This window comes from Psychrilyobacter atlanticus DSM 19335 (assembly GCF_000426625.1).
GTDB classification, from domain to species: Bacteria; Fusobacteriota; Fusobacteriia; order Fusobacteriales; family Fusobacteriaceae; genus Psychrilyobacter; species Psychrilyobacter atlanticus.
In genome coordinates this window covers 865143-884569 of the sequence record NZ_KE384548.1, presented here as the reverse complement: position 1 = coordinate 884569, position 19427 = coordinate 865143, and the positions used below count along the sequence as shown (strand labels likewise).

Sequence of the window (19427 nt, the reverse complement as noted above, 5' to 3'; positions counted from 1 at the left end):
ATTTACTCCTTCTTTTAAAAAATAACTCCTGCAGGTACTGGCACTCCTAAAAATAATTTAAATATTACAAATAGAAAAGTACAAAATACAAGTGTAACAATTATAGATATTTTTTTCTTATTCTTTAACAATATTAGAGTAATAATCATAAACAGTAAAGTGGAAATAAAATATCCAAGTATATTTATTAAAACTATATATGATATGCCTACTATAAATACAGTAAAAAATTGTGTAGCTGCAAATTCTTCAAATAATTTAACTTTAAATTCTTCTCCCTTTGAAAGTAAAACTTCTAATATTAACATGATTGTCAATCCTAACAACATATATGTGACAAATTTAGGGTACATTGCATCTTCCGCAGATAAGCTCTTAAGAGAATAAGCATATACAGTTGAAATTATCAAGAAGATGGCACATAATAATAAACTTCCTTTTTTTTCCATTTAATTACTCCTTTTAAACTTACTTTTTCTTAATAAATCCTAATTCTTCTAAAGAAACTTTTAAAGATTTTTCTTGGTTATCAATAAATTCTCTATATTCTTGACTTCCCATATAATAGATAGGAAGATTAGCTGTTTTAGCTGCTTCTATATGTTCTTTTGATTCCATTGAAGTTTTAAACTTGTCATGTAATACTTTTATTACTTCATCTGAAGTTCCTTTAGGAGCTGCTAACCCTCTTGCAGAACCAAATATAACTTCATATCCTTTTTCAGTTAATGTAGGAACTTCTTTAAAAGTTTCTAACCTTTTATCTGTAAATGAAGCTAATATTCTTAATTCTCCTGACTTTACAAGACTTGTTACTTCAGAAATTTTTGCTACAGTTGCATCAACATGCCCACCTCTAAGAGCTGCTAACATGTCTGATGATCCACCAAACGGAATATGTTTTACTTCTATTCCTGCTTGGTTTGAAAACTCTGCTGCTCCAATATGATTAGAAGCACCAGTACCATTGTTTGATATTGTTAATTTATTAACATTTTCTTTGGCATCATTTACAAATTCTTCTATTGTATTCCACTTACTATCTCCTCTAACTACAAACACTCCCTGGTCATAAACATAGTTAATAATTGGGATTATACTATCTTTATCAAATTGAGCATTTCTTGTTAATGAAATTGAAACATAGTTAGGTAAGTTAATAAATCCTATCGTATATCCATCAGGTTTTGCTTTAGATAGTTCTGTAAATCCAAGTTGTCCATCTGCACCTGGTCTATTTATTATTACTAAAGGTTTTTCAAATTCACTTGCGGCTTCTTTCATTAATATTCTTGCACCAATATCAGTACCCCCACCAGCTTTGTAGGCAACAATTACATTTATATTTTTACTTGGGTAACTCTCTACCTTTTCAGCCTCTTTCTCTTGTCCACATGCCATAAAAGCTACAAGCAATGACATAGTTCCTAATACTTTTAAAATTTTTGATTTCATATTTCCTCCTCCAAATTATTTTATTTAATGCAATGTATTATTCGCATTATATTGTGATATAATTATAGAATATAAAATGTTAACAGAGTGTTAATTTTTTTCAAAATTAAACATTTTGTTATTTTTTTTTACAATTTTAACTAAAGGAGTCGTAAAATGGCGAAAAAAATACTTGTTTTTGTTTTTTTAATTCTTAGTTTATCTACCTATGGACAAGATATTTTAGTTCTTAATTATCATTCAAAAGGTACATATGAAAGTGATCAAATTATAGAAGGAGTTATATCAAATCAAAATAAAGATCAAAAGCTTTATATTGAATATCTCGATTTTGATTTTAATTCAACTAAAGAATATAAAAAAAAAATACACCAGTTCCTACTTTTAAAATATAAAAATATTCAATTTGACTATGTTATTAATGTTAATCCATTTGGGACTTATAAATTTGAAAAGGTCTTTAAAAAAAGTAAATATATTACTATTACTAGTAGAAGTTCTATTAAATCGTTTGTAAATGTCTCTGAAAACAATATTGAGTATTTTATCGACAATATTATTCGAATTCAACCATATATAAAAAAATTATATATCCAAGAAATCAGTTTCTATGAATTAATTCAACTAAAGAAAAAGTATCCTCATGTGGAATTTGAAATTATATATTTAGAAGATCGTATTGGGTTATCATTACTCGATCTATTAACTTCTAAAGATGGACTTTTATTAGTTAAAGAAGTTACAGATAAAGGTATTATGAATAAGATAACATCTCTGAATAACCCTGTTTATGCCTTTAATCTACCCCTCAAAGATGACTATTCTGTAGTTTTTAGAGAAGATTTTTTCATGAAAGGCCAACAGATAATAAATATACTAAATAATAATACTTTTAATTTTCAAGATAATGATGTTAGACTTTTCAGTTCTTTTTATTCTTTTAATGACGAGCATTTAAATCGATATCGTATCTTTCATCGGAACCTTCTAGAACGTGTTGAGTTTTTTAATCAAAATGATTTCTTTATTCTTGTTAACAAAACGAACCTTATTAATTTCTCATTTTTTATCTTGATAATTTTTCTGAGCCTTTCGATTTTTATTTTAATAAAATGGAAATCATTAATAAAAGAATTAAAATTTTTAAAAACGGAAGCTGATAAAAATAATGAGATAAAAGGAAAATTTTTAGCAAATATGAGCCATGAAATCAGAACTCCATTAAATGAAATAATTGGTATGACTGATATAGTAAAGGATGATCTTCTTGGAGGGAATACCAGTACTAAGGTCAAATTAAATATAATTGAAACTAGTGCAAAACACCTTTTACACATCGTTAATGAGATTTTAGATTTTAGTAAAATTGAAGCAAAAAAAACTATTCTTTCAGAAACAAGTTTTAATATTATTCGGTTATCAAAAGAAATTAGTGAGCTTTTTTCAAACTCTATCCAAGAAAAAAACATACAACTCTGTTTTTATTTCGATAAGAATATTCCAGGTAAAGTTAAAGGTGATTATTTAAAAATAAAGCAAATTTTAATAAATTTAATAAATAATGCAATAAAATTTACTCCTAATGGAGAAATAATTATTAAGGTTAGAGTGTTGAAAAATATTCCTCCTAACAAATGTAAGATTATTTTTTCTGTAATCGATACTGGAATCGGTATTTCTCAAGAAAAGAAAGATAGGTTATTCGAAAGCTTTACTCAATTAGACGATTCTTACACTAGAAAATATGGTGGTACTGGCTTAGGATTGAGTATTTCAAAAAAATTTTTACTTTCTATGGGAAGTGATATCCGTTTCAAAAGTATCCTTGGAAAGGGAAGTTTGTTTTATTTTACTCTAGAATTAGAAGTCACTAATTCTAAGAAGTATATATTTGATACTAAAAATACTTGTATTATTCTTGAAACTGATAAAATCGTAACCAAGCATATAAATAAAATGCTGACTTGTTATAATATTTCCTATATGAACTTTTCTGATTTTGATGAATTTCAGGAACTTTTTGAAGATATTATTATCGACCCAAATATCAAGTTTATTATCTCAGAAACACTTTTTATGAAATATAGAGATTATTTTTTAAAGGTTATTTCTCAAAATAACTATAATAAAATTAAAATTTTAACTGAATCGTATAAAAATTTAAGCTTTTTTGAATCACTAAAAATAAATTATTCTTTTAGAACCCCATTATTTCAAACGGATTTATTAGAATCCAAACAAGTTAAAATTAAAAGTTATAAACAAAATCAGATTAATTTGAATAAAAAAGCTCTTATTGTAGAGGATAACCTTATAAATGCACAAGTGCTGACCCATTATCTTAAAGAATTAGGGATTGTTGCTATACATGCTGAGAATGCAGATGAAGCTCTCAAATATTTAGATGATTCTCAAGATTTTAATGTAATATTTATGGATATTCAACTTCCTAAAATTAATGGTTTTGAACTTACTTCAATTATAAGAGGGAAGAAATATAACCTTCCTATTATTGCAATAACTGCACATGTATATACTGGTTATAAAGAAAAATGTTTATCTCATGAAATGGATGATTATATCTCTAAGCCAATTATCTTTGAAGAGTTAAGAGCTTTAGCTACTAAATACTTTTCAAATGACTTGATTGATATTAAGTTTTTAGAAACTCTTTATGGAATTGATATTTTTTCAATTCTTGTGACTACATATTTAGACTCTTATAAAAATGTTTTAGAGGACCTAAAAACAGCTATAAACAATAGAGACATTGATCAAATAAAAATTTTATCACATAAAATTAGAGGAATACTAGGAGATTTAAGAACAGAAAAAATTGTTGAAATTTTTAAAAAAATCGGAACTCAGAACTTAAGTATAGAAGATATTGAACCTCTATATTTAGAAGGAGTGGAACTTATAAAAATAATCAATTATCAATTAAAAGAGGTGAAAAAATGAATGTTTTAGTCTTAGAAGATAGCATGTCAACTAGACAATTATTAGTATCAATTTTAAAAAAAGAGGGTTATAGCGTTTCGGGCTTTTCATCTGGAACTACTGGATTAACTCATTTAGCTAATAACCCCATTGATTTTATACTTTTAGATATAAATCTTCCTGACATGAATGGTTATGAGATTGCTGGAAAGATAAAAGCTAATCCTAAAGTTTATGGAACTCCTTATATTATAATCCTTACTTCAAAAACTAACGCCGAAGATGTGGTGGAAGGATTTAGAAATGGTGCGGATGATTATTTAAAAAAACCATTTAACCCTGAGGAGTTAAAATTAAGAATTAAGGCTGCAACTAGAAATTTTATGACCTCTCAACACTCTTATATTTATAAATCTATAATTATTGATCCAGATTCTCAAACTATAACATATGAGGGTAAAATGATTAAAGTGACAAAAACAGAATTTAAATTACTTCTACATTTTATAGAAAATAAAAATATAGTTCTCACAAGGAGAAAAATATACAAAAATGTTTGGGATGAATTATATTTTGAAGGGAATCGAACTATAGATGTATATATTAGAAGATTAAAGATTAAAATTCCATTACTCAATGAATCTATTGAAACTATCAGAGGAGTTGGTTATAAATTAAATTCTCATACTACAATGGGTTGCTAAATTAAAAATTTCTTAGATCTAGACTTAAAAATCTAGATCTTTTTTTATCTTTTCAACAAATTCTAATTCATCATTTTTATTAATAGATGGTATTCAAGATGTTTTGTTTAATGAAGACGGAGGTGAATTATCATATCTTTCTTCAACTAAAGGGAGTCAAAAATTCAAAAAAGTGATAGATATATAAGTATTACTAAAAATTTATACCTAATCATAGAAAAATACCTGTCGATGTTGTATAATGTAACGAATACAAGGAATGTAATCCTTAAAAAAAGTTATAGATGTATTGTGTATATACTATAAATTTTAAATAAAGGATTTTTGGAGGTAAAAATGAAAATCATAATCAATAGAAACGAATTGATTCACAACCTGAGCGACTTATCTTTAGTGATTAAAGATAATTCCATAAGACCTGTAATATCAGGGGCTAAATTAGAGGTAAAAAATAACGAAATTAGATTTACCGGAACAACACTGGAAACAACTATAAAATCATATTTAAATGGTGAAATTATAGAAGAAGGAATTGTAGTTTTTAAAATAGGATTGGTTTTAGAATACATAAAATTATTAAACCAAGATGAGATAGAGGTCAGTGCTACCGAAAACAAGTTATTTATCCATAACGCTGAATTTACAACTTTAGATAGTGATGAATATCCAAAATTAAATATATTAGGTGGGGAGCCACTATTAGATATTGAGGCAAATACATTGGTAGAAGCTTTTGATAAGGTATCATTTTCAGCTTCTATGACTCCAGAAAATTTGGCTATTAATACTATTAGGATGAAATTAGAAGACAACAAAATTTATTTGATCACTACAGATTCATATAGACTAACTCACTATGTTTTAGAGAGTGAAACTAAGTTGAATAAAGAGATATCTATCCCCTTAGAGGGAGCTACTATTTTAAGCAAACTCTTCAGAGGAAGTAAGGAGACTTTAAACTTCTTTATCGATGGAAGTCAATTGAGAGTAAAATCTGAAAAATTAGTTTTTTCTATTAGACTGGTAGACTTAGCATTCCCTGATTACAATGCTATTTTAGGAAGTATGAACTCTAGCAAAACAATTGAGATGAATTTAAAAGAATTTAAATCAGCATTAAAAAAAGTTCTTACTATTGCTAAAAGAAATCAAGAAACAAAAAATGGTGCATATTTTGATTTTAATGGGAATAAACTGAAGATATCGGTATCTTCTGGAAGTGCTAAAACTACGCAAAAGCTGGATACAATCAAAGAAGGAGATAACTTCAAATCTTCTTTAAATGTAAAGTTTATAGAAGATTTTTTAAATAATATAGAAAAAAATATAATTATAAGAGCTACTAATGCCAGTTCAATGTTTATCTTAAAAGAGATGGACAACGACAACTATACTTATATTTTAATGCCGTTAGCCCTTAGAGATTAGGAGGAAATATGGATTTTTATAAAAGAATGTTAATTAAAATACTGAAAAATTCCATGACAGGCTGTGAATCCAATGTTTTGAAGATTTTAGAGTCAGGATATGATCTGAATATTAAGGACAAAGAGGAGCTTGAGGAGTTAATCGATAATTTATAGCAACAACATTAATTTAAATATACGGGGGGAGACAAGTATGAACGTTTTATCTGGTTTAAAGCCTGAAAAGGTATTCAATTTTTTCGAGGAGATCAGTGCTATTCCTAGAGGATCAAAGCATGAAGAACAAATAAGTGCATATTTAGCAAATTTTGGAAAATCTAGAGGATTAGAAACTATCCAGGATGAGGCTCTTAATGTAATTATTAAAAAAGATGCTACTCCGGGATATGAGGAGATACCGGCTATAATTATCCAAGGACATATGGATATGGTTTGGGAAAAGAATCTAGATACTGAATTTGATTTTGAAAACGAAGGGTTAAACCTTTTAATCGATGGAGATTTTATAAAAGCTAAGGGTACTACCTTAGGTGCTGATAATGGTATAGCGGTTGCTTTTGCATTGGCTGTATTAGATTCAAATAATATTCCACATCCAAAATTGGAAGTATTAGTTACTTCTGATGAAGAAACAGGGATGTCTGGAGCTATTGCTTTAGATGGGAATTTATTAGATGGTAAATATTTATTCAATATAGATACTGAGGAAGAGGGAGAGATCTATGTTAGTTGTTCAGGTGGTAATAGAACGACTCTTACAATTCCTGTAACATATACTGAGGCTACATTGGATTCATTCTTTAATATCAGTGTTAGAGGGTTATTTGGTGGTCATTCAGGAATGGAGATCCAATTACAGAGAGGAAATTCAAACAAGATCATGGCTAGAATATTAAAGGCTGTATCTGATAAATTAACTATTAACCTAATAGAAATAAATGGTGGATCAAAAACTAATGCTATTCCTCGTGAAGGAGATACATTGATCTCTGTAGCAAAAGAAGATATAAAAGCTTTAAATGAAATTTTAGCTGATGTAGCTAAAGATATAGTAGAGGAATTAAGAGTTTCAGATGCAGGCGTTAAGATTAGTATAACAGAGGTAAAAGGTTTAGAAACTTCTAAGGTGATGGATTTAGAGACGACTAACAGAGTTATCAACACTCTATTTTTATACCCTAATGGTGTTCAAAGAATGAGTTTGGATATAGAGGGGTTAGTTGAGACTTCACTTAACTTAGGTGTCCTTACTACAGAAGATGCAGGTGTTGTGTTACAATCAGCTATTAGAAGTTCTGTAGACGCTGCTAAAGCTTTACTAACAAAGGAAGTTGAGACTCTTGCAATGGTTACAGGAGCTAAATTTGAACAAGGAGCTACTTATCCTGCTTGGAAATTTAATCCTAATTCAAAATTACAGGATATGGCATTGGAAGTTCATGAAAAATCAACTGGTAAAAAAGCTGGAATAAAAGCTATCCATGCAGGATTAGAGTGTGGATTATTAGGTGAAAAATTACCTGATTGTGATATGATCTCATTTGGTCCTAATATGTTTGACGTTCATACTCCAGAAGAAAAATTATCTATATCTTCTGTTGAAAATGTATGGAAATATTTCTTAGATCTATTGAAGTCGTCTAAAGATTATTTATAAAAAATAGATATTAAAAAATGGGTTGTCCAACGGACAGCCCATTATATTTTTCAATTTTTTCAAAGGAGATTTAGTTGTCCATAGGAATGAATGATCCTTTGATATCATCATAATACTCTATCTCACCTGTTTCTATCTTGTAATACCATACATGAAGGTGTAATGAACCCTCATCAACCCTTCTTTTTACAGCAGGATATGTCAATAAGTTCTCTAACTGAAACATAGCAGAAAGTTTTTCTGTATTGATAAGTTTTTCTTCCTCAGATCCTCCTACTAATTGTGCTACTTTTTTGGCTTCATTACCTAACTCCAGCCATTTATTTGTATGAACTAAATCTACCTCTTTATCTAAATCCTTATAGAGAGATTTGATAGCTCCGCAATGGGAATGTCCGCAAACTATTATATCATCTACCTTTAAGACTGATACTGCATATTCTATTGCTGAAGCTGTTGAATGATAATCTTCATCAGGTTTATAAGGAGCTACGAAGTTTCCTACATTTTGAATGGTAAAAAGCTCACCAGGTTTAGATCCTGTAATCAACCCCGGAATTACTCTGGAATCGCTGCACCCTATAAACAATGTTCCTGGATGCTGCCCATCTTTTACTAATTTTAAATATAAATCTTTATTTTTTTTGAATTTTATCTCTTTAAATTTTTGATGTCCCTTTAATAATTTTTCCATAATGACCTCCTCTATGATCTAACTAATCCATATTATAGCACATTTTCTAAAAAAAATTTAGAAAATTGAGTGAGATGATAAAAAAATATAAATAAATAGGCCCATAAAATTTTATAGGCCGTATTTATTATAATGGGAGTATTTGTTTACCATATTTTTCATTTAAAATTAATGCAGCTGCTTCATACATAGCAGATAAACCAGCTATGATTCCTACATATCCAGCAATTTTTCCAAGTAATGCACTTTCAAAGAAAAAATGCAGACCTAATAGTATGAATAAAAGAGTTACTGATCCAAAAACTATTTTACCGATAGTTGGACCGTTTAAAGTTCCTATAAAGAAGATTAACGTAACGATCCCCCATACAAACATATAAGAGCCTAAAGCGATATGATCAGCTGCCATATACCCGCCCTTATTCAATATCCAAATTCCGACTAATGTCCACCAGAAAGCTCCATAAGAAGTAAATGCCGTTGCTCCAAATGTATTACCTTTTTTATTTTCTTGAATACCTGCGATTATTTGTGCAAACCCTCCGTAAAAAAGTCCCATCATTAAGATCATGTCATTTAGTCCAAATAAACCTGCGTTGTGTAAATTTAATAACAAAGTTGTAGCTCCAAAACCCAGAAGCCCTAAAGGTGCTGGATTAGCCGTAGTGTCTTTAACTATTCTTTCCATTGTGATTTGTTCCTCCTATATTATGATTTTACAGGAAATTGTACCATTTATTCGGGATTAGAACAACTTTAATTTGATTGATTAAATCTTTATTAAACTTTAAGAATTGTTAAATTAGAGAGAAGAAAAAAATCATACTTTCAAATAACCATAAAAAAAGAGGCTGTCCCTGACTGGGATAAGCCTCTTTTAATTATAGTGGTAATATTTGTTTACCGTATTTTTCGTTTAAAATTAATCCTGCTGCTTCATAGATTGCTGAAGAACCACATATGATTCCTACGAATCCAGCTAATTTACCGAATAATGCACTTTCAAGTACAAAGTGGAATCCTAATAATATAAATAAAATAGTTAATGTACCGAAAACTATTTTCCCTATAGTAGCTCCATTTAATGTACCGATGAAGAAGATAAATGTAACAAGACCCCATACAAACATATAAGAACCAAGAGCTACACTGTCAGCAGCTAAGTATTCAGCTTTGTTTAATACCCAAATTCCAACTAATGTCCACCAGAAAGCTCCATAAGAAGTAAATGCTGTAGCTCCGAATGTGTTACCTTTTTTATTTTCTTGGATACCTGCAATTATTTGTGCAAATCCTCCGTAAAAAAGTCCCATCATTAAGATCATGTCATTTAGTCCAAATAAACCTGCATTGTGTAAATTTAATAATAAAGTTGTTGTTCCAAATCCTAAAAGCCCTAAAGGTGCTGGATTGGCAGTCGTATCTTTAATTGATCTTTCCATTGTAATTTTTCCTCCTAAATATAATGATTTTACAGGGTATAGTATCATTTTTTTTGAGTTAGTGCAAGTTTTTTTAGTACCTGTGTATGGTTTTTATATTTAAATGGTCCAAAACGAGAAAAAAAGAGCTGTTGTTGTAAAAAAAGTTTGATTTTCGTAAAAAGTATAGTATACTAAACTCAGGTAAAACGTTTTACCTAAAAGGTGGTGAAAATGGGAAAGTTAACGATTAAAGATATTGCTAAAAAATCTGGGTTCTCTGTATCTACAGTTTCTAATGTTATAAATGGAAAGGGGAAATGTAGTGTAGAAACTCAAGAAAAGATATTTAACCTAATGAAAGAAGTGGGTTATAAACCTAATCAGGCAGCAAGAACCTTAGTTAGTAAAAAATCTAACCTAATTGGAATATTATTTCCTGTTGAAAATGATATCTTTCGAAAAAATAATTCATATCAAAAAATTCTAAATTCTATAACCTTTGAACTTTCAAAAAAATCATATGATTTAGTAATTGGGAATAATCTCAAAGAACTGGATATCTTAGAATGGTCATTAAAAAGAGATCTAGAGGGAATCATTATCGTTGGAGATATAGATACTTTGAAAGAAAAAGAATTAAAAAAATTAAAGATCCCCATAGTTTTTATAGATAACTACAAGAATAATCTCTATGGTGTTAATTATATTAATAGTGATGATACTATTGGAGGATTTAACGCTACTGAAATATTAGCTAAAAAGAGTTGTGAAAATATAGCCTTTGTGGGAAGTGAAGATATAGAGATTCATAGTAGGAGATACCTAGGGTACCAAAGTGCTCTTATGGAGTATTCTCTGGGTGAGGAAAGGTTGTACCTAGATCAACCGACCTATGAAGGAGGCTTAGCCTTAGGAGAAGCAATATCTCAAACTGATATAGATGGTTTATGTATAGCTTCTGATATAATGGCATTTGGCATAATATCATCTCTATTAAAAAATGGCAAAAAAATACCAGAAGATATAAAAATTATAGGGTTTGATAACAACGATTCATGTCAGTATACAACTCCTACTCTGTCTTCTGTAGACCTTAATTTTTCTACTAAAGGAATAGTTGCAGTACAGATGATATTTGATGAGATAGAAGGGAAAACTTTTTTAAGGAATCAATCGATAGATTTAAATATAGTGTTGAGGGAAAGTGCAGGAAATAAAAATTACTAATTATTAAATAATATATACAGGGGGATAAAAATGGCAGTAGTAAAATTAAAAAAAGTTGAAAAAACATATCCAAATGGATTTAAGGCAGTTCATGGAATAGATTTAGACATTAAAGATGGAGAATTTATGGTATTTGTCGGTCCGTCTGGTTGTGCAAAATCTACAACTCTTAGAATGATTGCTGGATTAGAAGATATTACAGGTGGAGAAGTAATCATAGGGGATAAAGTTGTAAATGAAATGCCTCCTAAGGATAGAGGAATTGCTATGGTATTCCAAAACTATGCGCTTTATCCACATATGACTTGTTATGAAAATATGGCATTTGGTCTGAAATTACAAAAGTTACCTAAAGCTGAGATAGATGAAAGAGTAAGAGATGCTGCTACAAAATTAGAGATAACTGATCTACTGGATAGAAAACCTAAAGAGATGTCTGGAGGACAGAGACAAAGGGTAGCAGTAGGAAGAGCTATTGTTAGAAAACCTGAAGTTTTCCTATTTGACGAACCACTATCAAACTTAGATGCAAAATTAAGGGTATCTATGAGGGTTAGAATCACTCAATTACACCAAGAGTTAAAAGATGCTGGTCAGCCTGCTACTATGGTATATGTTACCCATGATCAAGTAGAAGCGATGACAATGGGAGATAGAATCTGTGTATTAGAATATGGTGTAATCAAACAAGTAGATACTCCTATTAACTTATATAGCAGACCAAAGAATAAGTTCGTTGCAGGATTTATCGGATCACCATCTATGAACATCATTCCATCTGAATTAATGATGGATGGAGGTAAAGTTGCTGTGAAAGTAGGAGAAACAATCTTACATCTACCTAAAGAAAAGGCAGAAAAAGTAAAAGATTCTGTAGGAAAAAAAGTATGGTTTGGAATTAGACCGGAACATATTGGATCTCATGAAACTCATCCAGAGAAGGAAGAATACATAACTGGGAAGATCTCTATTGTAGAACAAATGGGAAATGAGGAGTTTATTTATTTCACAATAGATGGAATTCAATATTCTGCTAGATTAACTTCTGAAAATGTAAAAGAAACAGGAAACGGAAAAAATTATAATTTCTGGTTTGATATGGAAAAATGTCATATTTTTGACTATGAAACAGACGAAAATATATCTTTAGTATAAATAAATTGAAAAGAGGCTGATCCAATGGGTCAAGCCTCTTTTTTATATGCATGTTTGGATGCAACGTCAAACCGCTTTTTTATTCATTTTCATTTTCTAATTTTAGGAGGTATTCTTTCCTCCAAATACCAGATGCAAATCCTGTAAGTTTACCCGACTTACCTATGACTCTATGTCAGGGAACTATGATTGAAATTGGATTCTTTCCATTTGCACCTCCTACAGCCCTCACAGCTTTAGGGTTATTGATAGACTGAGCCTCTTCTGAATAAGAGATAGTTTTTCCATAGGGGATCTTATACATAGCTTTCCAGCATGCCCTTTGAAATTCTGTACCGCCTTTAAAATCAATGTTTATGGTAAATTTAGTCCTTTTCTTTTCAAAATATTCTTCTAATTCTTTTTTACACTTAATCACTTCAGGGCTGGGTATCTCCTCATTCTTTTTTTTATCTAAAAAATGAATACCGCTTATTCCATCAGTTTCCTCGGTGATCTCAATGATACCGAGAAAATCATGCTCTAAATATATTCTTCCTTTCAAGTTAACACCTCCAATTCTCATTAGATAAAGTATATCATAGTTATCAAACATTTAATTTTGAGTAATAAAAAAGGGTGATTAACCCACCCTTTTAAATCACTTCATTGTAGAAAGTAGCACTACAGTCTGGACATCTCGGTAATTCATCACTGTTACTCTCTATTACTATCTCTAGAGAACACATAGTACAAATATAAGTTCCTTCACCTGGTTTTTCACCTGTTGCGTACACAGGACCTCACCCCCCTAAAAAATCTTAAAGACCTCGAGTCTTAAATTATATCACTTATAGGAGTATACATTAAAAAACTTATAAAATCACTAAAAAACTTATAAAAGTGCTAAAAAAATTGAAAAAATTAAATTTATGAAGAGGTTATATTAATGAATGGTAATTTTAAAACTTAGTGGAAATAAAAAATCAAAGCTATACAGGATTTATTCTGTATAGCTTTGATTGAGTTTTATTCCTCTTTTATTTAATTTATAATTATTTTTTTATTTACTCATAAAACCAATTGTAGGACAATGTCTGTGGACTCTATCTTTAACAACTAAAGTTGTTACAGGTACTTCTGAATACTTAGAAAATAGAATATCATGACCAATACAAAATCCTAGAGCAATATTTAATTCTGTTTTTAAATTATTCATAATAGTTGCTTGTCCATATGGATTACAACTAACCTCAAAGACATCTTTATTTTTTTTTCTTAAATTTAAATCTTCATTATCGATACTAGCATGTCCACAAATAACTGAATGGCACTCTACACCCTTATTAGTAAGATAATTATGTAATATTTCTCCTTCTTTTTGAAGACCCTTACAAAATCCTATACCTACAACTTTTATCCCCATAAAATCAATATAACTTGAAACTTCTTCAATTCTTGAAATATTTTTAGATATTTTAGAACTTGTATTTAAAATTCTAGTATCTAAATCAGATTCTAAATAATGTTTTATATTTTCTGTTTTTGAATTTATTCCATAAAATTTATCACACTCTATACCTTTAAGACATATTTTATTTTGACATAATGCACATTCCATATTTATTCCTCCTAAGTTTTTATATAACAATTATATATAATTTAAGTGTTTTTTTAAAATACAACTTTCTAATCACAACGATAGGTTTTTACTTATGTAAAATTGCATGAGAAACATTAGATTCTAATTTAAATGCTTCTCAATTTAAATAAAGGATTAATTTAAAATTAGCGGTATATGTTTGATGCTAATTCATGAAATGAAAAGGAGGGAAAAATGTCTTATAGAATCAATGAGGATGCATGTATAGATTGTGCTGCCTGTGCAGGAGTATGTCCTGTGGAATGTATAGTTTCGGCAGAATAATTTTTATATTATAATATATTTAGGAGGAGATGTTATATGTCAATGTTTTGTTACCAGTGCCAGGAAACAGCAATGAATAAAGGTTGTACTATCAGGGGGGTCTGTGGAAAGACTCCGGAAACTGCTAAATTACAAGATTTACTTATCTATATGGCTAAGGGAGTTTCGGCATACTGCAATATATTAGAAGGTAAAACCGAATTATCAGGAGACAAATATAAATGGGTTATTAATGCTTTATTTACGACTATAACTAATTCAAATTTTGATGATGAAGCTATTATGGCTGAAATAAGAAAAGGTCATGCTTATAAAAAAGAATTAGGAGTAAAAGTTAACGAACTAGGAATAACTATTCCTGATAAATATCTTCAATTTTTACAATGTACTTACCATATTACTTCTGAAGACGATAGTATAGATTTTGATGAGAAAGGAATTTCTGCACCAAACGAGAATAACCCACTCTTAGACCGTGCTTGTAATATTTCTTCTAAAGAAAGTATGATTGAATTTGGAGAAAAAGTAGGGGTACTGAGAACTGAGAATGAGGACATCAGGTCATTAAGAGAACTTATTACCTATGGTCTAAAAGGGATGAGTGCTTATGTTGAACACGCTATGAACCTTGGTTCAGAAAATTGCAAAATATATAGTTTTATGACTAGAGCATTGGCTGAATTAGATAATGATACTTTATCTGTAGATGAATTGGTAGCTCTTACTTTAGAAACAGGAAAGTATGGTGTAGAAGCTATGGCACTTCTTGATGGTGCAAATACTAGTACATATGGAAACCCTGAGGCAACTCAAGTAAATATTGGCGTAAAAAATAATCCAGGTATATTAATATCAGGACATGATTTAAAAGATTTGGAGCAGCTGTTAGAACAGACAAAGGGAACAGGAGTAGATGTATATACTCACTCTGAAATGTTACCTGCTAACTCCTATCCTGCATTTAAAAAATACGATAATCTAGCTGGAAACTATGGTGGTTCTTGGTGGCACCAAACTAAAGAATTTATTTCATTTAATGGTCCAGTTTTGTTTACCAGTAACTGTATAGTCCCTCCTAGAGGGCAAGCATCGGAATACATTGATAGAATATACACTACTAATTCAGCCGGATTGACAGGAGCTAAACATATCCTTAAAGATAAAGATGGAAAAAAAGATTTTTCTGCAATTATAGAACATGCTAAAAAATGTGCCTCCCCTATAGAGATAGAAACTGGTACTGTTACAGGTGGTTTTGCTCACAACCAAATACTAGCTGTTGCTGATAAAGTAGTTGAAGCAGTTAAATCTGGTGCAATCAAAAAGTTCTTCGTTATGGGAGGTTGTGACGCTAGAATGCAGGATAGAAAATATTATACTGAGTTTGCTGAAAAGTTACCAAAGGATACTGTAATTCTAACTGCTGGATGTGCTAAATTTAGATATAATAAATTAGATTTAGGAGATATTGGTGGAATTCCAAGAGTCTTAGATGCTGGTCAATGTAATGACTCTTATTCTTTAGCAGTTGTGGCTATGAAACTACAAGAAGTTTTCGGATTAGATGATATAAATGACCTTCCTATTGTATTTAATATTGGGTGGTACGAACAAAAAGCAGTTTTAGTATTATTAGCACTATTACATCTAGGTATAAAAAATGTTCATGTAGGGCCAACTCTTCCTGCATTTTTATCACCAAATGTTACTAATGTTTTAGTTGAAAAATTTGGCGTTGGAACTATCAGCGATGTAGATAGTGATTTAGCTAAATTCTTATAAAAAAGGAGGAATCATATGAAAAAATGGATGTGCTTACCTTGTGGTTATATTTATGACCCTGAAATTGGGGATGATAATAATGATATAGGACCAGGTGTGAAGTTTGAAGATTTACCCGAAGACTGGGTGTGTCCTTTATGTGGAGCGTCGAAGGAAGATTTTGAAAAGACAGAATAATTACAACTTTGAAATATAGGATGTTTTTAAACTTTATGATAGATATAACTTGTTTTTTTTTATTAAAAATGATACAATGCTTTTGAGACGTTAGCCTGTCCTATAAGTTGAGGTACCGAGTTACTTCAACACTTGTGCGATACTTTTGTATCGCACTTTTTTTATATAAAAATAACTTTTTATGATTGTTAAATTCATCCAATTTATCTTTTTTAGTAGCTTTTATAATAATTAAAATATAAAGTGAGCTGTCTCTGTAAGCAGACTATCAATTTTCATATCAAAACTATCATAGGAGATATCTTCAATCACTTGTAGATCAAATGCAATGCCTACCTTAGAAGTATGACCTTGCAATTTACTCATAAAAATATCATAGAATCCTCCTCCATATCCAATACGATATCCCTTTTTATCAAAGGCAACTCCAGGAACTACAACCATATCAATAATTGTAGAATCTATCTCTACTCCACATCTAGGTTCGAGTATTCCCATCTTATTAATAGCTAAATCTTCTATTGTACTTATTTTTATAGCTCTCATATCCAATTTCCCCATAACTTTAGGAACACACACTGTTTTGCCTAAAGATAGCATATATTTAATAGCTTCTCTTGTATCTACTTCACTTCCAAAAGAAACAAAAATAAAAATGGTGTTAGCTTTAATAAAGTTTGAAGTATTATAGAGCTTGTTAATGATTTTATTACTTTTCTCCTTTATATCATTAAGTTTAAGAAGATCTCTTTGGGAGATAATAGTTTTTCTAACACTTTTTTTATAGTTACTCATCATAGGCCACCTTTTTATTCTAATATTTTTCTAATTAAACTTTTTCTTCTTTTCATATTCTATCATATTTTATCATTTATTAAATTTAGTATACTAAAATATTGTATTATAGGATATTCTAATAAATTTGACATACTTTGAAATTGAGTTAAAAGTAATACAATTAAAAAAAATAACTATTACGAAATTTTTGCAATAGTTATTTTTGATATTCGTGCTTTATTCCAAAAAATGTTAGTCGATTATTTTTCCATCTTTAAAAGTTGTTTTGAATTCAACCTCCCCATCTTTATCATATATAACTCGCTCCCCATCTCGTTTCCCATTTTTAAAATTAACTTCTACTAAAACTTGCCCGTTTTCATAATAGCCAAGCCATTCTCCTGTGTATGGAGTTCCTTTATTTTTTTCATATGCTAGACCATCCTTATATTGTAACACTACCTTCTTTTTTTTATTTTTAATTAATTTTAAATTTTTTGTAAAACCGTTGGCATTAAAACTAAATTTTTGGACTTTAGAGTACTTTCCATAGATAATAACTTTAATGTTTCCGTTACTTTTTTTTATAAAATTTTTAATTTTTTTTGCATTATAACTGTTATATCGTGGAAAATCAAAAACATACATAGAGCTTAATCCTATACTTAAAATTTCATTGTCTAAATTCTTCATCTTAACGGTGATGTCTTTCATATCTGATTTAACTCCTCTAGAATATCCATATTCATAAGTATTAAAAGATATAGAGTTAGTCCCAACTTTTACAAATCCATCTAACTTAGAATTGCTTGTTGCGGTATTAGAAAAAATTCCATTTTCTATACTTGTTATTATTACAACATCTCCAGTTTTGTCTCCAAATTCATCAACTAGCTTAACCAATTCCCACTCTGCTCCAAATACGACTCTACATAACAAAAGCATCATTAATATAATTTTTTTCATTCCTCCACCCTCTTTTTTAATCTTTTTCTATATATTTTTTCATTATAAAACTTACATGGAGTATATTCTTCTTTGATAGTATCTTCTAGAGACATTGATTTTAAATTTTTTAGCATATGGACATTTATCCTGATGGTACTTTTTTTCACCATCGGTTATCACCTCTTCGAGAATATTTTATTTTTATTGGAACCGAAAAAATAATCAAAAATTAAATTTTATATTTAATTTATTATCTATTTTTCTTTTATTTCCTTTTTTTATCAAAAAAATAAGAGGTTTAATCCTATCATTGTCATCATCTCGATTTCGTTACTCAAAAAATATAAATTTTAAATTTGACTTTTTTTGATTTATAAGTAATAATCTGAGTGATTAAACTTCCCCAAAGTTTAATCATCGTATGTGTATTTTTGTGAAAGCCTTAACCTTCTAAAGTTAAGGCTTTTGCCATTGATAAATAATTATTGTTAGAATGCTTTATTATTTATTAAAAATAAATTTTATTTTTCTTATTTTATAGGGAAGACTTCAAGTAATTAAACACCCTTCAGGTTTAATTATTATGTTTATAATCTTTTTAAAAGCCTTAATTTCCTAGAGTTAAGGCTTTTACTATATAAAAATACTATTCCGGTATTGTAGTTAGACTGCTTTCTGTATCTCTATGCTTATGGAGATCTACATTTTTAGGAGTAGTTAATTTACCTCCTCCTACTTTTCCAGCTATTGTTATTGCATTTATATTCAATGAAGTTCCTTCAATAAAAGCAGCTTTTGAATTTAAGTTAAGCTATTTGTTGTCATCACTATATTATTAGAAAATATATTTATGCTACTAGCTTCCTTTATATCGATATCTCCGACACAATCGACTTCCAATAAATGTGTTTCAAAGTTATATTAAACCTCGGTTTCATATGGAAAAATCATATATTTTGTCTTACTGGTATCTTTAGGAAGTTTTTTCACTGGAACAACTCCCTAAGATAAAACCTGCTCCTTCGGATGAATTGGGTAAAAAGACACAGGAAAACTAGGCATTGAATAATTTATTTTTGTATGACCTATTAAAACTTGTAAAGGCTTAGATATGAATCCAAGAGCGGCTTCAAATTCTACCCTTGCTATAGTTG

At 29.5% G+C, this 19427-nt stretch carries 22 protein-coding genes; 10 read left to right on the top strand and 12 right to left on the bottom strand.

Translation table 11 applies throughout. The features are described from left to right. Nucleotides 1–14: 14 nt before the first annotated feature. Together K337_RS0116140 and K337_RS0116135 are read right to left on the bottom strand one after the other, a co-directional pair. Nucleotides 15–449 carry a tripartite tricarboxylate transporter TctB family protein gene (locus tag K337_RS0116140; RefSeq protein ID WP_028857499.1) on the bottom strand — a complete coding sequence of 145 codons (435 nt, stop codon included), beginning with the start codon at nt 447–449 and terminating at the stop codon, nt 15–17. A 19-nt stretch (nt 450–468) separates the two neighbouring features. Further along, on the bottom strand, nt 469–1455 hold the full coding sequence (locus K337_RS0116135) for a tripartite tricarboxylate transporter substrate binding protein (protein ID WP_028857498.1): 987 nt from the start codon (nt 1453–1455) through the stop codon (nt 469–471). Nucleotides 1456–1611: 156 nt separating this feature from the next. On the opposite strand from K337_RS0116135, the gene K337_RS0116130 reads away from it, so the two are divergent. The 5 genes from K337_RS0116130 to K337_RS0116110 all read left to right on the top strand — a co-directional run bounded on the left by K337_RS0116130 (nt 1612) and on the right by K337_RS0116110 (nt 8183). After that, a complete protein-coding gene (locus K337_RS0116130; protein WP_028857497.1) occupies nt 1612–4416 on the top strand; it encodes an ATP-binding protein in 2805 nt (934 codons plus the stop codon). After that, nucleotides 4413–5099 carry a response regulator transcription factor gene (locus tag K337_RS0116125; protein ID WP_028857496.1) on the top strand — a complete coding sequence of 229 codons (687 nt, stop codon included), beginning with the start codon at nt 4413–4415 and terminating at the stop codon, nt 5097–5099. Before K337_RS0116130 ends, K337_RS0116125 begins: the two co-directional genes overlap by 4 nt. A gap of 336 nt (nt 5100–5435) precedes the next feature. Then, nucleotides 5436–6527: a DNA polymerase III subunit beta gene (gene dnaN / locus K337_RS0116120; protein ID WP_028857495.1), complete on the top strand. Its 1092-nt coding sequence runs from the start codon at nt 5436–5438 to the stop codon at nt 6525–6527. Nucleotides 6528–6535: 8 nt separating this feature from the next. Continuing rightward, a complete protein-coding gene (locus K337_RS20120) occupies nt 6536–6682 on the top strand; it encodes a hypothetical protein (RefSeq protein WP_169712898.1) in 147 nt (48 codons plus the stop codon). A gap of 37 nt (nt 6683–6719) precedes the next feature. Then, complete coding sequence (locus K337_RS0116110) at nt 6720–8183, top strand: aminoacyl-histidine dipeptidase (RefSeq protein ID WP_028857494.1); 1464 nt, start codon at nt 6720–6722, stop codon at nt 8181–8183. Nucleotides 8184–8253: 70 nt separating this feature from the next. Here the strand turns inward: K337_RS0116110 and K337_RS0116105 are convergent, their stop codons facing one another. The 3 genes from K337_RS0116105 to K337_RS0116095 all read right to left on the bottom strand — a co-directional run bounded on the left by K337_RS0116105 (nt 8254) and on the right by K337_RS0116095 (nt 10319). Further along, nucleotides 8254–8877: a carbonic anhydrase gene (locus K337_RS0116105; protein ID WP_028857493.1), complete on the bottom strand. Its 624-nt coding sequence runs from the start codon at nt 8875–8877 to the stop codon at nt 8254–8256. Nucleotides 8878–9004: 127 nt separating this feature from the next. Further along, entirely contained in the window at nt 9005–9565 is a 561-nt protein-coding gene (locus tag K337_RS0116100) for an acetate uptake transporter (protein WP_028857492.1), read from the bottom strand. A 193-nt stretch (nt 9566–9758) separates the two neighbouring features. Continuing rightward, entirely contained in the window at nt 9759–10319 is a 561-nt protein-coding gene (locus K337_RS0116095; RefSeq protein WP_028857491.1) for an acetate uptake transporter, read from the bottom strand. A gap of 213 nt (nt 10320–10532) precedes the next feature. On the opposite strand from K337_RS0116095, the gene K337_RS0116090 reads away from it, so the two are divergent. Then, nucleotides 10533–11528 carry a LacI family DNA-binding transcriptional regulator gene (locus K337_RS0116090; RefSeq protein ID WP_028857490.1) on the top strand — a complete coding sequence of 332 codons (996 nt, stop codon included), beginning with the start codon at nt 10533–10535 and terminating at the stop codon, nt 11526–11528. Between the two features lie 30 nt (nt 11529–11558). Further along, nucleotides 11559–12683, top strand: a complete 1125-nt coding sequence (locus tag K337_RS0116085; RefSeq protein ID WP_028857489.1) for an ABC transporter ATP-binding protein — start codon at nt 11559–11561, stop codon at nt 12681–12683. Nucleotides 12684–12762: 79 nt separating this feature from the next. On the opposite strand, the gene K337_RS18860 is transcribed toward K337_RS0116085, so the two are convergent. The 3 genes from K337_RS18860 to K337_RS0116070 all read right to left on the bottom strand — a co-directional run bounded on the left by K337_RS18860 (nt 12763) and on the right by K337_RS0116070 (nt 14283). Then, nucleotides 12763–13248, bottom strand: coding sequence for a methylated-DNA--[protein]-cysteine S-methyltransferase (locus K337_RS18860; RefSeq protein ID WP_084140945.1), 486 nt, complete (start codon nt 13246–13248; stop codon nt 12763–12765). Nucleotides 13249–13318: 70 nt separating this feature from the next. Beyond that, a complete protein-coding gene (locus K337_RS19685; protein ID WP_084140925.1) occupies nt 13319–13459 on the bottom strand; it encodes a zinc ribbon-containing protein in 141 nt (46 codons plus the stop codon). Nucleotides 13460–13725: 266 nt separating this feature from the next. Beyond that, nucleotides 13726–14283, bottom strand: a complete 558-nt coding sequence (locus K337_RS0116070) for a DUF1847 domain-containing protein (protein WP_028857488.1) — start codon at nt 14281–14283, stop codon at nt 13726–13728. A 216-nt stretch (nt 14284–14499) separates the two neighbouring features. Here K337_RS0116070 and K337_RS19680 point away from each other — a divergent pair, with 216 nt between their 5' ends. From K337_RS19680 to rd, 3 genes are read left to right on the top strand one after another with little or no spacing between them, the layout of a single operon-like run. After that, nucleotides 14500–14589 (top strand): 4Fe-4S binding protein, encoded by a 90-nt coding sequence (locus tag K337_RS19680; RefSeq protein WP_084140924.1) that lies wholly within the window; start codon nt 14500–14502, stop codon nt 14587–14589. Nucleotides 14590–14625: 36 nt separating this feature from the next. Continuing rightward, nucleotides 14626–16371 (top strand): hydroxylamine reductase, encoded by a 1746-nt coding sequence (gene hcp / locus K337_RS0116060; RefSeq protein WP_028857487.1) that lies wholly within the window; start codon nt 14626–14628, stop codon nt 16369–16371. A gap of 15 nt (nt 16372–16386) precedes the next feature. Then, nucleotides 16387–16548 (top strand): rubredoxin, encoded by a 162-nt coding sequence (gene rd / locus K337_RS19675; protein ID WP_084140923.1) that lies wholly within the window; start codon nt 16387–16389, stop codon nt 16546–16548. A gap of 231 nt (nt 16549–16779) precedes the next feature. Here the strand turns inward: rd and K337_RS0116050 are convergent, their stop codons facing one another. The 4 genes from K337_RS0116050 to K337_RS20415 form a co-directional block, all read right to left on the bottom strand. Continuing rightward, nucleotides 16780–17343, bottom strand: a complete 564-nt coding sequence (locus tag K337_RS0116050) for a 5-formyltetrahydrofolate cyclo-ligase (protein WP_028857486.1) — start codon at nt 17341–17343, stop codon at nt 16780–16782. A 234-nt stretch (nt 17344–17577) separates the two neighbouring features. Further along, entirely contained in the window at nt 17578–18291 is a 714-nt protein-coding gene (locus K337_RS18855) for a toxin-antitoxin system YwqK family antitoxin (protein ID WP_037030032.1), read from the bottom strand. Beyond that, nucleotides 18288–18443: a hypothetical protein gene (locus K337_RS20045; RefSeq protein ID WP_156877413.1), complete on the bottom strand. Its 156-nt coding sequence runs from the start codon at nt 18441–18443 to the stop codon at nt 18288–18290. The genes K337_RS18855 and K337_RS20045 overlap by 4 nt, the downstream gene beginning before the upstream one ends. Before the next feature lie 476 nt (nt 18444–18919). After that, nucleotides 18920–19042: a hypothetical protein gene (locus tag K337_RS20415; protein WP_281168340.1), complete on the bottom strand. Its 123-nt coding sequence runs from the start codon at nt 19040–19042 to the stop codon at nt 18920–18922. Nucleotides 19043–19427 lie beyond the last annotated feature (385 nt).